Source organism: Pseudomonas sp. PB120 (genome assembly GCF_009761815.1).
In the GTDB taxonomy this organism is placed as follows: Bacteria; Pseudomonadota; Gammaproteobacteria; order Pseudomonadales; family Pseudomonadaceae; genus Aquipseudomonas.
The window spans coordinates 1-13684 of sequence record NZ_RWIN01000097.1 but is presented as its reverse complement, the minus strand read 5'-3'; the positions used below and the strand labels follow the sequence as shown (position 1 = coordinate 13684).

The 13684-nt window shown below is 62.1% G+C and carries 11 protein-coding genes; 3 read left to right on the top strand and 8 right to left on the bottom strand.

Annotated features, from left to right (window positions below; all coding sequences use genetic code 11):
* Nucleotides 1–331: 331 nt before the first annotated feature.
* From EJA72_RS18585 to EJA72_RS18550, 8 genes are all read right to left on the bottom strand, one after another.
* A complete protein-coding gene (locus EJA72_RS18585) occupies nt 332–1333 on the bottom strand; it encodes a PleD family two-component system response regulator (protein WP_157712869.1) in 1002 nt (333 codons plus the stop codon).
* A 48-nt stretch (nt 1334–1381) separates the two neighbouring features.
* Nucleotides 1382–2392: a chemotaxis response regulator protein-glutamate methylesterase gene (locus tag EJA72_RS18580; RefSeq protein WP_157712868.1), complete on the bottom strand. Its 1011-nt coding sequence runs from the start codon at nt 2390–2392 to the stop codon at nt 1382–1384.
* Nucleotides 2389–4683, bottom strand: coding sequence for a hybrid sensor histidine kinase/response regulator (locus EJA72_RS18575; protein WP_157712867.1), 2295 nt, complete (start codon nt 4681–4683; stop codon nt 2389–2391). Before EJA72_RS18575 ends, EJA72_RS18580 begins: the two co-directional genes overlap by 4 nt.
* A complete protein-coding gene (locus EJA72_RS18570) occupies nt 4680–5363 on the bottom strand; it encodes a chemotaxis protein CheW (RefSeq protein WP_157712866.1) in 684 nt (227 codons plus the stop codon). Before EJA72_RS18570 ends, EJA72_RS18575 begins: the two co-directional genes overlap by 4 nt.
* Complete coding sequence (locus EJA72_RS18565) at nt 5360–6625, bottom strand: CheR family methyltransferase (RefSeq protein ID WP_157712865.1); 1266 nt, start codon at nt 6623–6625, stop codon at nt 5360–5362. Before EJA72_RS18565 ends, EJA72_RS18570 begins: the two co-directional genes overlap by 4 nt.
* Nucleotides 6622–7158, bottom strand: coding sequence for a chemotaxis protein CheW (locus tag EJA72_RS18560; protein ID WP_157712864.1), 537 nt, complete (start codon nt 7156–7158; stop codon nt 6622–6624). The genes EJA72_RS18565 and EJA72_RS18560 overlap by 4 nt, the downstream gene beginning before the upstream one ends.
* Nucleotides 7158–8780 carry a methyl-accepting chemotaxis protein gene (locus tag EJA72_RS18555; RefSeq protein WP_178129442.1) on the bottom strand — a complete coding sequence of 541 codons (1623 nt, stop codon included), beginning with the start codon at nt 8778–8780 and terminating at the stop codon, nt 7158–7160. Before EJA72_RS18555 ends, EJA72_RS18560 begins: the two co-directional genes overlap by 1 nt.
* Nucleotides 8781–8942: 162 nt before the next feature.
* Nucleotides 8943–9626: a tellurite resistance TerB family protein gene (locus tag EJA72_RS18550; protein WP_157712862.1), complete on the bottom strand. Its 684-nt coding sequence runs from the start codon at nt 9624–9626 to the stop codon at nt 8943–8945.
* Between the two features lie 185 nt (nt 9627–9811).
* Here EJA72_RS18550 and EJA72_RS18545 point away from each other — a divergent pair, with 185 nt between their 5' ends.
* The 3 genes from EJA72_RS18545 (at nt 9812) to ydcS (ending at nt 13550) form a co-directional block, all read left to right on the top strand.
* Nucleotides 9812–10726 (top strand): LysR family transcriptional regulator, encoded by a 915-nt coding sequence (locus tag EJA72_RS18545; protein ID WP_157712861.1) that lies wholly within the window; start codon nt 9812–9814, stop codon nt 10724–10726.
* Between the two features lie 132 nt (nt 10727–10858).
* Nucleotides 10859–12316 carry a gamma-aminobutyraldehyde dehydrogenase gene (locus tag EJA72_RS18540; protein WP_157712870.1) on the top strand — a complete coding sequence of 486 codons (1458 nt, stop codon included), beginning with the start codon at nt 10859–10861 and terminating at the stop codon, nt 12314–12316.
* An 82-nt stretch (nt 12317–12398) separates the two neighbouring features.
* Nucleotides 12399–13550: a putative ABC transporter substrate-binding protein YdcS gene (gene ydcS / locus EJA72_RS18535; RefSeq protein WP_157712860.1), complete on the top strand. Its 1152-nt coding sequence runs from the start codon at nt 12399–12401 to the stop codon at nt 13548–13550.
* Nucleotides 13551–13684 lie beyond the last annotated feature (134 nt).

Below are 13684 nucleotides of genomic sequence, written 5' to 3'. Positions count from 1 at the left end.
CGGCATGCCCTCGCTCCGGTCCTGCTCCGTGGGCCCGCCGCCATCGGCCATCCATGGCCGGGGGCGGCTAACCCGGCATCCATGCCGGGTTGCCCACTGCGCAGAACCTCCACTCGGCCTCTCGAGGGGACAAACACTTCAACAGCACCGCGAGGCGGCCTTAAAGCCGACCTGACTTTGGTGGATGTGCCCGGCTCAAAAATGTGGGAGCCAGCCTGCTGGCGATGGACGTCAACGTAACTCGGGCTGCCTGGATGAACGCGTCGTATGGGTGTTTTTCGCCAGATCGCCGCCCGGAGCAAGCTCGCGCCTACAGGGAATAAAGTCCCGGTTACTCGATGCCCACCTGATTGCGCCCATTGTTCTTCGCCAGGTAAAGGCCCTTGTCCGCCGCCAGGATCAATTGCCGGCAATCGCTGCCCGGCTGCGGGGTCACGGTCGACAGGCCGATGCTGATGGTCAGGCTGGAACCTTCGGTCGGCGAAATATGCGGAATATTCAATGCTGCCACGGTCTGACGCAATTTTTCCGCCACCAGCCGGGCACCGCCCGGCGAGGTATTGGGCAGGACCAGCGCGAACTCTTCACCGCCGTAACGGGCCGGCAGGTCCGAAGGCCGGGCGCTGGCGTCGCGGATAGCCGCCGCGACCTTGCGCAGGGCTTCGTCCCCTTCCAGGTGCCCGAAACTGTCGTTGTAGGTCTTGAAATAGTCCACATCGATCATCAGCAACGACAGCTGGCTCTGGTCTCGCAGGGAGCGGCGCCATTCCAGCTCCAGGTACTCGTCGAAGTGACGACGGTTCGACAGCCCGGTCAGGCCATCGGAGTTCATCAACCGTTGCAGCACGAGGTTGGTGTCGAGCAACTGCTGCTGGCTGACGCGCAACGCGCGATAAGCCGCATCCCGCTGCAACAGGGTCATGTAGGAGCGCGAGTGATAGCGAATACGCGCCACCAGCTCGATGTTGTCCGGCAACTTCACCAGGTAATCGTTGGCCCCGGCCGCGAATGCCGCGCTTTTGATCAGCGGGTCTTCCTTGGTCGACAGGACGATGATCGGGATGTCCTTGGTGGCCGGATGGTTGCGGTACTCGCGAACCAGGCTCAGCCCGTCGAGGCCGGGCATGACCAGGTCCTGCAGAATCACCGTCGGCTTGATGCGAACGGCCTGGGCGATGGCCTGGTGTGGATCGGCGCAGAAGTGGAAGTCGATATTCTCTTCGTTCGACAACCCGCGGCGCACCGCTTCGCCGATCATGGCCTGATCGTCCACCAACAACACCATGGCGGCGTTTTCGTCGGTCTTGAAGTCGTCGAGCTGTAATTCAGTCATGTGCGATCACCTGAGTACTACTTGGGCCAGGATTGCTGTGAAAAGTCTTCATTTTGGAAATATCTCCAGCAATCGTGGCGCTATCTTGTCCAGCGGGCGGATTTCAACGGCCGCATCGATGGCCGCTGCCGCCTTCGGCATGCCATACACCGAACTGCTTTGCTGGTCCTGAGCGATGGTCAGGTAGCCCTGTTGGCGCATGAGTTTAAGCCCCTGCGCGCCATCTCGTCCCATGCCCGTCAGCAAAACACCGACCGCATCGCCATTCCAGTAACTGGCCACGCTCTCGAAAAACACATCGATGGAGGGACGATAGATCTCGTTGACCGGCTCTGCGGTGTAGGCCAGCGTGCCGTTTTTCAACAAACGGATATGGTGGTTGGTGCCCGCCAGCAGGACGGTGCCGGGCTGTGGCGGCTCGCCTTCCTGGGCCAGGCGTACGTTCAGGCCGCTGGCACTGCCGAGCCATTCGGCCATGCCGGCGGCAAACACCTGATCCACATGCTGGACCAGGACGATGGCGGCGGAAAAATTCTGTGGCAGCCCCTTGAGCAAGACTTCCAGCGCGGCGGGCCCGCCTGCGGATGAGCCGATGGCGATCAGTTGCTGGCGCGAACCCGAGCTGCGCAACGGACCTGGCGTCGAGCGCAACCGGTTGCCCTTTTCCCCGATCAACCAACCGATGTTCATGATCTTGCGCAGCAGGGGCGCCGCCGCCTCCTGCGCATTGCCAACCCCCAGCGCCGGCGTATCGACCACATCCAAAGCGCCGTAGCCCATGGCCTCGAACACGCGGTGCACATTTTGCTGGCGGTCGACAGTGACGACCACGATGGCGCAGGGGGTTTCGGCCATGATCCGCCGAGTCGCTTCCACGCCGTCCATCACCGGCATGATCAGGTCCATCAGGATCAGGTCCGGGGTCTGTTCGGCGCACCGCTGCACGGCCTCCGCGCCGTTGGCGGCGACCCAGATCACCTGATGCGCCGGCTCGAATGCCAGGGCTCGGCGCAAGGCCTCCACTGCCATGGGCATGTCGTTGACGATTGCGATTTTCATGCCCGCGCTCCTCCTATGAGCTCCACCACTGCATCGAGCAGGGCGTCGTCATGAAAACTGGCTTTGGCTAGATAATAGTCGGCTCCGGCATCCAGTCCACGACGACGATCTTCTTCGCGATCCTTGTAGGACACCACCATCACCGGCAGCGATTGCAACCGATTGTCCCGGCGCAGTAAAGACACCAACTCGATGCCGTCCATGCGCGGCATATCGATGTCGGTGATCAACAGATCGAAATCCTCCGCACGCAGGGCGTTCCAGCCATCCATCCCGTCCACCGCCACGGCCACGTCGTAGCCACGATTGAGCAACAGCTTGCGCTGCAACTCGCGCACCGTCAGGGAATCATCGACCACCAGAATCCGCTTGCGCGCGGCTTCGACCGCTTGACTGCCCTGACGGGCAATACGCTCCAGACGCCCGGTGTTGAGCAATTTGTCCACCGAACGCAGCATGTCCTCGACGTCGATGATCAACACCACGGAACCGTCGTCCAGCAAGGCTCCGGCGGAGATGTCCTGAACTTTGCCCAGCCGCTCATCCAGCGGCAACACGACCAGGGTTCGCTCACCGATAAACCGCTCGACCGCCACGCCGTAAATCGCCTCGCGCTCGCGAATCACCACGACCTTGAGGGTTTGCTGGCCGTTCTGGCTTGCCGGACGCTGCAACAATTGACTGGCCGCGACCAACCCGACATGTCGGCCTTCGTACCAGAAGTGCTGACGCCCCTCGACCTGGACGATGTCTTGCGGCTCCAGATCGCACATGCGCTCGATGTGCGCCAACGGAAAGGCGTACGCCTCGTCGCCGACCTCCACCACCAGGCTGCGCACCACCGACAGCGTCAGCGGCACTTCGAGATGAAAACGACTGCCCTCGCCTGCCGTCTGCTCCAGCACGACGGCGCCGCGCAACTGCCGGACCATGTGCTGAACCGCGTCCAGGCCAACCCCGCGCCCAGACACTTCGGTGACCTGGTTGCGCAGGCTGAAACCCGGCAGGAACAGGAACGTCAGTAATTCTTCCTCGCTCAACTGCGCGGCGGTTTCAGACGGGGACAATTGCCGTTCGATGACGCTGCGGCGCAGCTTTTCCAGATCGACGCCATTGCCGTCATCGCTGAGTTCCAGCACCAGCAATCCTGCCTGGTGGGAAGCCCTTAGACGGATCAAGCCTTCCGCCGGTTTACCGGCCAACAGCCGTTGCTCCGGGGATTCGATGCCGTGGTCGACCGCGTTACGCAGAAGATGCGTCAACGGCGCTTCGAGTTTTTCCAGCACGTCGCGATCGACCTGGGTCTTTTCGCCCTCGATCTCCAGCCGCACCTGTTTGCCCAAATCACGACCCAGGTCGCGAACCATCCGCGCCTGCCCGGTCAGCACGTCGGCAAACGGGCGCATGCGACAGGCCAGCGCCGTGTCGTACAGGACTTGGGCGCGCTGGCTGGCCTGCCAGGCGAACTCGTCCAGCTCAGCGTTTTTCTCGATCAGCAGTTGCTGGGATTCAGCCAGCAACCGCCGCGCATCCTCGAGGGCTTCCCGGGCTTCCAGGCTCAAGGCGTGATCCTTGAGATGGACGTTGAGGTTTTCCAGCGCCCGCAGGCCGTTGTTCTGCATGCGTTTGAGGCGCTGCATGGTGGCCAGGTGCGGTTTGAGCCGCAAGGTTTCCACCAGTGATTTACTCGACAGATCGAGCAGGCTATTGAGTCGCTCGGCGGTGACGCGCAGGACGCGCTCACCGTTTTCGGTGGTCCGCCGGGTCTTTTTCGGTGGAGCCGCAGGGGCTGCGGGAACCGGCTCGACAATCAGCGCCGGGACCTCGACCTCAAGCACCGGCTCCATTTCGGGCGCGGGCATGAAGGGCGCAATCGGCGTGCTGATCGGGGCCGCCAGGGCCATCGGGTCGAGCAATCGAACCGTCAGGGCCACGTACGCATCAATCTCGGCAGATGACGGCGCGTGGTTCGGCGTTGCGATGCGCATCAACAAATCGGTGCCTTGCAGCAACGCGTCGATGTGCTCGGGTCGCAGGTACAGGCGCCCTTCCTGGGCGCTGACCAGGCAATCTTCCATCACATGCGCGACGTTGACCCCGGCATCAACGCCGACGATCCGCGCCGCGCCTTTGAGCGAGTGGGCCGCGCGCATGCAGGATTCGAGGTGATCGGCCTGGGTCGGGTCGCGCTCGAGCGCCAACAGGCCTGCACTCAGCACTTGGGTCTGGGCTTCGGCTTCCAGGCCGAACAGTTCCAGCAAAGAGGCGTCACGCATTTGCTCGGGGGTCATGTCAGGCTCCGGGTCACGGCGGACAGCAGCTGTTCTTCATCCAGCCAACGCAGGCTGCGCCCCCTGAATTGCAACACGCCACGGGTGTATTTGCCGCTGGCCTGGGTCCCCGACCGGGACGCCGCCTCAAGAACGGGTTCTGCGATGGCGTGGATGCCGTCGACTTCGTCCACCGGAACCACCACCGGCCCGCCGTGGGCGGCGATGATCAACATGCGCGGCATGACCCTCGCGCCCGGCGCCACGCTGTTGGCGTCGTCCAGCCCGAGCAACTCCACCAGCGACAGGCACGCCACCAACGCGCCGCGCACATTGGCCACGCCGAGCAATGCCCGGGAGCGCTGGTGCGGCAGCGAGTGAATCGCTTGCAACGGCGCGACTTCCACCAGGCTGCGCGTCGCCAGCCCCAGCCATTCTTCGCCGAGACGGAACATCAACAGCGAGCGGGTTTTGACCTCGGCCTCGACTGCCGTCGACACTTCGCCGCGATCTTCCTGCTGCAACGCGTAGCGGTCGAGCAGCCGTGTGGCGGCGGCCGAGTACACCGCGCAATTCCGGCAGTGAATATGCTCGGCCAGCAACGGACAGGACTTGTCGCCATGGATACCGATGCGGTTCCAGCAGTCATCGATGGCCTGGGCATCTTCACGGGTGACGCTAAAGGTGTCAGAGGCGATCATCGTTTACGCTCACTGTCGGCGGCGCGCTCGCTGCGGGCGGCACGGTCCTGCAATCGTCTGGCTCCCGCCGTGTCGCCCTGGGATTGCAGCAAGGCCGCCAGGTGCATCAACGCGTCGGGGTGTTGCGGTTCGAGGTAAAGCGCCTTTCGATAAAAGCCCTGGGCCTCCAGCGCGTTGCCGGCGACATCGCTGAGCAACCCCAGCCAGTAGAACACCTGGGCAACGGGCGGGTGCTCGCGCAAGTAGCGTTCGCACGCGGCGCGGGCCTCCGGGCTCTTGCCTTCATTGGCGAGGGTCGCGATGTGTGTCAGCAAATCTGCGGTGTCCGGCGTTTTCGGGGTAATAGCTTGCGGCGCGGTGGGCGCAAACGGGCGATGGCGCACGGGCGGCGGCGTCACGCCGCGCACCGGCGGGCGCACGGGCATCGGGGTCGGCACGAAGGTCGGCAGCGGTTCCGGCACCGGCTCGCTCTGGCGACTGAACGCAAAGGACTGCGCAATGCCGATCGATTGCATGCCCAGGCGCCCCAGCAAACTGCCCTCGGCCGGACCGATGAACAGCGCCCCGTCGACATGGGTCAGGCGCTTGAGCACCTCGAACACCTGCCGCTGGGTCGGCTGATCAAAGTAGATGAGCAGGTTGCGGCAGAACACAAAATCGTACGGTGCTTCACCGGCCAGTAAATTGGGATCGAGCAGATTACCGACCTGCAAACGCACTTGCTCGAGCACTCGCGCACTGAGGCGATAGCCCTCGTTCTCGGCGCTGAAATGACGGTCGCGAAACGCGATGTCCTGACCGCGAAACGAATTCTTGCCGTACAACGCGCGCTTGGCTTTTTCCACCGAGAGCGGGCTGACGTCCATGCCTTCAACCTTGAACTGATGCGGTTGCAGCCCGGCATCGAGCAAGGCCATGGCAATCGAATAGGGTTCTTCGCCGGTGGAGCACGGCAGGCTGAGTATCCGCAGCGCGCGTATGTGGTTTATGTCGGCCAGGCGCTTGGCCGCCAGTTTCGCCAGTGCGGCGAAGGATTCCGGGTAACGGAAAAACCAGGTTTCAGGGACGATGACTGCTTCGATCAGCGCCTGCTGCTCGTCCGGCGAGCCCTGCAGGATGCGCCAGTACTCATCGGCCGTCAGCGCTTGAGAGACCGTGCTGCGCTGACGCACGGCGCGCTCGATGATGGCCGGGCCCACAGAAGCCACGTCGAGCCCGATGCGCTCCTTGAGGTAATCGAAAAACCGCTGATCGGTACTCATGGCTGCTCCTCGAGCAACGTCAGGTCCAGGGGCGGCGTTGGGAACAGCAACCCGCGCACCTGGTCATCGAGCAAATCGGCGACGCGCACCCATTGCAACAGTCCCTGGGCATCCTCGCGTACAGGACCGAGGTACGGCGCCTGGCGATTGTCCAGGCCATAGGGCCGAAAATCCGCGGGATCACAACGCAAGGTATCGGTGGCCTGCTCCAGAATCAGCCCGAGCAATTGAACCTGGGCGGCAGCGTCCGACCGATAGTTGACCAGCACCAGCCGGGTGCTGGTTCGAACCTGGGCCGGGTGACCGAACATCAGCTCACACAGGTCAATCACCGGCACTACCGCGCCACGATAGGCAAACACCCCCGCCACCCAGTGCGGCGCGTGGGCAATCGGTTTCAGGGGCAGGCGCGGCAGCACTTCCGCCACCTCGACAGCTTGCAACGCGTAGCGCTCACTGCCAATGCGAAACTGCAGAAACAACGCCTGCAACGCCGGCTTCACGGCGCTGCGTTTGGCCGTGAGTTCGCTCATCAGACTTTGAATCGCGAGACGCCGCTACGCAGCCCCACGGCCACCTGGCTCAGTTCGTCGATGGCGAAACTGGCCTGGCGCAGGGACTCGACGGTCTGGCTGCTGGCATCGCCCAACTGCACCAGCGCGTGGTTGATCTGTTCGGCACCGGTGGCCTGGGCCTGCATCCCCTCGTTGACCATCAACACCCGCGGCGCCAGCGCCTGAACCTGATGGATGATCTGCGACAGTTGTTCGCCGACCTGCTGCACTTCGGACATGCCGCGGCGCACTTCTTCGGAAAATTTATCCATGCCCATCACCCCGGCCGAGACTGCCGACTGGATCTCACGGACCATCTGCTCGATGTCGTAAGTGGCAACGGCAGTCTGGTCCGCCAGACGCCGCACTTCGGTGGCGACCACGGCAAACCCGCGACCATATTCACCGGCCTTTTCAGCTTCGATGGCAGCGTTGAGCGACAGCAGGTTGGTCTGGTCGGCGACCTTGACGATGGTCACAACCACCTGATTGATGTTGCCGGCCTTCTCATTGAGGATCGCCAGCTTCGCGTTGACCAGATCGGCCGCGCCCATCACCGAGTGCATGGTCTCTTCCATGCGCGCCAGGCCTTGCTGCCCGGAACCGGCGGCGACCGAAGCCTGATCGGCAGCGGTGGAAACCTCGGTCATGGTGCGCACCAGGTCCCGCGAGGTGGCGGCGATTTCACGGGAGGTCGCGCCGATCTCAGTCGTCGTGGCTGCTGTTTCCGTGGCGGTGGCTTGCTGCTGCTTGGAGGTGGCGGCAATTTCAGTCACTGACGTGGTGACCTGCACCGAGGAGCGTTGGGCCTGGGACACCAGGGACGTCAGCTCGGTCATCATGTCGTTGAAGCCGGTTTCGACGGCACCGAACTCGTCCTTGCGTTCCAGGTTCAGTCGACCGCTCAGGTCGCCTGTGCGCATGATTTCAAGGATCTGCACGATGCGATTCATCGGCGCCATGATGGCGCGCATCAACAGCAAACCGCAGAGGCCTGCAGCCAGTACCGCGACCAGCAGGGAAATACCCATGCTGATTTTTGCGGTGACGACGGCGTCGTCGATGTTGGCCATGTCCTGGTCAGCCACCACTTTGTTCTGGCGCAGGATGTCATTGAGTTTCATGCGCCCGGCTGTCCAGGCTGGGGTCAGTTGTTCGGTAAACAACTTGATAGCTTCGGCTTCTTGATTGCGCTTATGCAAGTCCAGCACCGTGGCCAGGATCTTGCCGTACTCCTCATGCAGTTTTTCGAAGGCCGCGAACTCGACCTTGTCTTCGTCCGTGGTCACCGTGGCTCGATAGTTGCCCATCGCTTCCTGCACACGCGCTTCGTAGCTTTTGAAGTCTGCGGCGTCTTCGGCACTGATGCCCTGCCCTTCTTTCAGGCCCAGCATTTCCTGGATCTGGAGAAAACTGTCGACCCAGGCGCCGCGAATCGTCGAGCTGTAATACACCCCGGGAAGTGCGTCGTCGCGAACGCTGGCTTCGCTGGCCTCGATCTGCAACAGACGCGAATACGAGACGACAACCATCAGCAACATGATGGCGATAATTACCGCAAAGCTCGCCAAGATGCGTTGGCGCAACGTCCAGTTCTTCACAGTCATTCCTCGGGGCCGCTTCAAATTTTGCGGAGTATAGCCGAGGGCGGTGTTTCATTTATAAGACAGATGCGCTGGACTTCTCATCTCTGGCAGAAGGCTGTGGTGTAGAGGATCAACGGAGGTGCGGCGCTCTCGGGTTTTTCGCGAGCAAGCTCGCTCCTACACCGAGGCTTGGCGTACCTGTTTTTCGAGTTCGGCTTTTAATCCGGGCTCGAGCTTCAGTTGCCGCGCCAGCTCATCGAGGTAGGACTTTTCCATGAAGCTTTCCTCGTCCACCAGCATGACGCTGGCGATGTACATTTCAGCCGCCATTTCCGGAGTGCTGGCGGCGCGGGCAACGTCAGCCGGATCAAGGGGTTTGTTGAGCTCGGCGTGCAGCCAGTGTTGCAGTTCCTGGTCGTTATCGAGCTTGCTGAACTCGCCTTCGATCAACGCACGTTCGCGCTCATCGACATGGCCGTCCGCCTTGGCTGCCGCGACCAGCGCCTTGAGGATCGCCTGGCTGTGCAACTCGACCTGCTCCGCTGGCAATCGGTCGACGGTTTGCGGTCCGCGATTCGAGGCCGTGCCCTGCTGGGCCTGCCAATTGCCGTAAGCCTTGTAGGCAATGACGCCCAACGCCGCGAGGCCGCCATAGGTCAGTACTTTGCCGCCAACGCTGCGGCCCTTCTTGCTGCCCAGCAACAGTCCCATCGCGCCCGCCGCCAATGCGCCACCGCCCGCACCCGACAGCAGACTGCTCAGTGCGCCGCTGGACGCCCTGTTCTGATGACCACCCACTTTGTTTTGCAGCATGTCCTGACCGGACTTGAGCAGTTGGTCGAGCAACCCGCGCGTATTCATTTTGCCGCCTCCATAAAGGGATCAACCAGACACTTCAGGCCACCAGCCTAGATTGAAAATGTCGGGATTCCCCTTGTGAGAGTGCTTCGAGATGTTGCTCATAACTCGCAACAGCTCAAAGGCCATCGATTAAAAAGATATACACTCGAGTGAATCGATAAAAACCGCCCACCGGGTACTTCTCCATGATGACCTTGCGTCAGATCCGCCATTTCATTGCCGTGGCCGAGACCGGCTCGATCTCTGCCGCTGCGCAAACGGCCTTCATTTCCCAATCGACACTGACCCTGGCCATCCAGCAACTGGAGCAGGAAATCGGCGTCGGCCTGTTCAACCGACACGCCAAAGGAATGACCCTGACTCACCAGGGGCACCAATTCCTACGCCAGGCGCACCTGATTCTGGCAACGGTCGACAATGCCAAACGCAGCCTGCAACAGAGCACCGATCAGGTGGCCGGGCAGTTGATCGTCGGCGTGACCAGCCTCGTGGCCGGTTATTACCTGGCGGACCTGCTGACTCGGTTTCAACGCGCCTACCCCAATGTCGAAATCCGCGTGATGGAAGACGAGCGGCCGTACATCGAGCATTTGCTGGTTAGCGGCGAGATCGATGTCGGCGTGCTGATCCTGTCGAACCTCGAGGACCGCCACGCCTTGCAGACCGAAGTCCTGACGCACTCGCCCCATCGCCTGTGGCTGCCAGCCCAGCATCCCTTGCTGGAACACGACAGCATCAACCTCGCCGACGTCGCCCGGGAGCCTTTGATTCAGTTGAACGTCGATGAGATGGACCGCAATGCCCATCGCATGTGGAGCAGCGCCGGCCTGCAACCGCGCATCACCTTGAAAACCGCGTCGACGGAAGCTGTGCGAAGCCTCGTCGCCGCAGGCCTGGGCGTGTCGATCCAGCCCGACATGACGTATCGCCCGTGGTCGCTGGAGGGCGACATCATCGAGGCACGGCCCATCGCCGACCTGAGCCAGACCCTCGACGTCGGCCTGGCCTGGCGCCGCGGCACCGCGCGCCCGGCACTGGTGGACCCGTTCCTGACGGTCGCCAGGGAGCAGCCTCACGGCGGGCGCAAGCCATCTATTTAATCGAACGCCACCTTCAGTATTTAGTATTTGTCGACCTCGGGTCCGCGCACTAGTCTTGATGCATCTATATAAGACGGCCGGGCCCCTGTGACAGGGAGCACCATGGCCACACAAGAAAAGAGAACCCGAAAAATGGCTGGCGTGCAGACCCCGTTGTTCACCGCTCTATTGATCGATGGTGAATTAGTCGCTGGCCAGGGCTTTGTCGAACCCATTCTCAACCCGGCCACTGGCGAAGTGCTGACGCACATTGCCGAAGCCAGCACCGAGCAAGTCGAAGCCGCCATCCTCGCCGCCCACAACGCCTTCGCCGGCTGGTCGCGCACCACGCCGCAGCAACGCTCGAACCTGTTGCTGGACATCGCCAACGCCATCGAAAAAAACGCTGACCTGCTTGCTCGCCTGGAATCGCTGAATTGCGGCAAGCCGCTGCACCTGGCGCGTCAGGACGATTTGAGCGCCACCGTCGATGTGTTCCGCTTCTTCGCCGGTGCCGTGCGTTGCCAGACTGGCCAGCTCAGCGGCGAGTACCTGCCGGGTTACACCAGCATGGTGCGACGCGATCCGATCGGCGTGGTGGCGTCGATTGCGCCGTGGAACTACCCGATCATGATGGCCGCGTGGAAAATCGCCCCGGCCCTGGCCGCCGGCAATACCCTGGTGTTCAAGCCCTCGGAACACACGCCGTTGTCGATTCTGGCGTTGGCGCCAGCACTGGCCGAGATCCTGCCGCGCGGGGTGATCAACATCATCTGCGGCGGCGGTGAAGGCGTTGGCAGCCATTTGGTCAGCCATCCAAAAATCCGCATGGTGTCGTTGACCGGCGATATCGTCACCGGGCAAAAAATTCTCCAGGCAGCGGCGAAAACCCTCAAGCGCACTCACCTCGAACTCGGCGGCAAGGCCCCGGTGATCGTCTGCAATGACGCCGACATTCAGGCCGTGGTCGAAGGCGTGCGCACCTACGGCTATTACAACGCCGGCCAGGATTGCACCGCTGCCTGCCGGATTTATGCACAGGCCGGAATTCATGACCGCCTGGTGGCCGAACTGGGCGCGGCGGTCAGCAGCCTGCGTTTTGCGGGTAAACGCGACGCCGATAACGAAATCGGCCCGCTGATCAGCACCCGCCAGCGCGACCGCGTGGCCAGCTTCGTCGAACGCGCCCTCGGCCAGCCCCACATCGAACGGGTGACCGGCGCGGCGGTGCATTCCGGCGCGGGCTTCTTTTATCAGCCGACGTTGCTGGCCGGGTGCAAGCAGAGCGATGAAATCGTCCAGCGCGAAGTGTTCGGTCCGGTGGTCACCGTGACCCGCTTCGACGGGCTCGAACAAGCGGTGGACTGGGCCAACGACTCGGAATACGGCCTGGCCTCTTCGGTCTGGACCCAGAACCTGGACAAAGCCATGCAGGTCGCGGCACGCCTGCAGTACGGCTGCACCTGGATCAACAGCCATTTCATGCTGGTCAGCGAAATGCCCCACGGCGGCCTGAAGCGTTCGGGCTACGGCAAAGACCTGTCCAGCGATTCGCTTCAGGACTACAGCGTGGTACGGCACATCATGGCCCGCCACGGACAGCATCTCTGACTACGCTAATAACAAGCCACTAACGGCATGCTTCACCACGTTCAAAACTGCCCCGACCATAATTAAAGAAGAGGGAATTCCCATGTTCGTGCACAAGACCGCACTGCTCAGTGCAATCACCACCGCGCTGCTGGCCAGTGTCAGTATCCAGGCCGCCGAACCGCTGAAGGCCGTTGGTGCCGGCGAAGGCCAACTGGATATCGTCGCCTGGCCCGGCTACATCGAACGTGGCGAAAGCGACAAGGCCTACGACTGGGTGACCGGTTTCGAGAAGGAAACCGGCTGCAAGGTCAACGTGAAAACCGCCGCGACCTCGGATGAAATGGTCAGCCTGATGGCCAAGGGCGGGTACGACCTGGTCACCGCGTCGGGCGATGCCTCGTTGCGCTTGATCGTCGGCAAGCGTGTGCAGCCGATCAACACTGCGTTGATCCCGAACTGGAAGAACATTGATCCGCGCCTCAAGGACGGTCCTTGGTACGTCGTCAACAAACAGGCCTACGGAACGCCCTACCAATGGGGTCCGAACGTGTTGATGTACAACACCAATGTTTTCAAGACAGCCCCGGACAGCTGGAGTGTGGTGTTCGAAGAGCAGACCCTGCCGGACGGCAAGTCGAACAAAGGTCGCGTGCAAGCCTATGACGGTCCGATCTACATCGCCGATGCGGCGTTGTACCTCAAATCGACCAAACCGGAACTGGGCATCAAGAATCCGTACGAACTCACCGAAGTGCAATACAAAGCCGCGCTGGATCTGCTTCGCAAGCAGCAGCCATTGATCCACCGCTACTGGCATGACGCGACCGTCCAGATGAGCGACGTCAAAAACGAAGGCGTGGTGGCGTCCAGCACCTGGGGCTACATGGTCAATGGACTGGTGGCTGACAAGCAGCCGGTTGCTTCTGTGATTCCAAAGGAAGGCGCAACCGGTTGGGTGGACACCACCATGATGCACGTCGACGCCAAACACCCGAACTGCGCTTACAAGTGGATGGACTGGTCGCTGCAACCAAAGGTTCAGGGTGACGTTGCCGCGTGGTTCGGCTCGTTGCCAGCAGTGGCCGAAGGCTGCAAATCCAGCGACCTGCTGGGTGCCGAAGGCTGCGCGGCGAATGGTTACGCTCAGTTCGACAACCTGGCCTTCTGGAAAACCCCACAAGCTGAAGGCGGCAAGTTCGTGCCGTACAGCCGCTGGACCCAGGATTACATCGCGATCATGGGCGGCCGCTAACCCACTGCCCCCCTGTGGCGAGGGAGCTTGCTCCCGCTGGGTGGCGAAGCCGCCCCAAAACCAGTCAATGCGGTCTGTCAGTTAAGCCGCAATCACAATTTTGGGAGTGCTCCGCACTCCAGCGGGAGCAAGCT

Coding starts and splice junctions, on each gene's coding strand:
- EJA72_RS18585 (WP_157712869.1), bottom strand. CDS start 1,333: ATGACTGAATTACAGCTCGACGACTTCAAGACCGACGAAAACGCCGCC.
- EJA72_RS18580 (WP_157712868.1), bottom strand. CDS start 2,392: ATGAAAATCGCAATCGTCAACGACATGCCCATGGCAGTGGAGGCCTTG.
- EJA72_RS18575 (WP_157712867.1), bottom strand. CDS start 4,683: ATGACCCCCGAGCAAATGCGTGACGCCTCTTTGCTGGAACTGTTCGGC.
- EJA72_RS18570 (WP_157712866.1), bottom strand. CDS start 5,363: ATGATCGCCTCTGACACCTTTAGCGTCACCCGTGAAGATGCCCAGGCC.
- EJA72_RS18565 (WP_157712865.1), bottom strand. CDS start 6,625: ATGAGTACCGATCAGCGGTTTTTCGATTACCTCAAGGAGCGCATCGGG.
- EJA72_RS18560 (WP_157712864.1), bottom strand. CDS start 7,158: ATGAGCGAACTCACGGCCAAACGCAGCGCCGTGAAGCCGGCGTTGCAG.
- EJA72_RS18550 (WP_157712862.1), bottom strand. CDS start 9,626: ATGAATACGCGCGGGTTGCTCGACCAACTGCTCAAGTCCGGTCAGGAC.
- EJA72_RS18545 (WP_157712861.1), top strand. CDS start 9,812: ATGATGACCTTGCGTCAGATCCGCCATTTCATTGCCGTGGCCGAGACC.
- EJA72_RS18540 (WP_157712870.1), top strand. CDS start 10,859: ATGGCTGGCGTGCAGACCCCGTTGTTCACCGCTCTATTGATCGATGGT.
- ydcS (WP_157712860.1), top strand. CDS start 12,399: ATGTTCGTGCACAAGACCGCACTGCTCAGTGCAATCACCACCGCGCTG.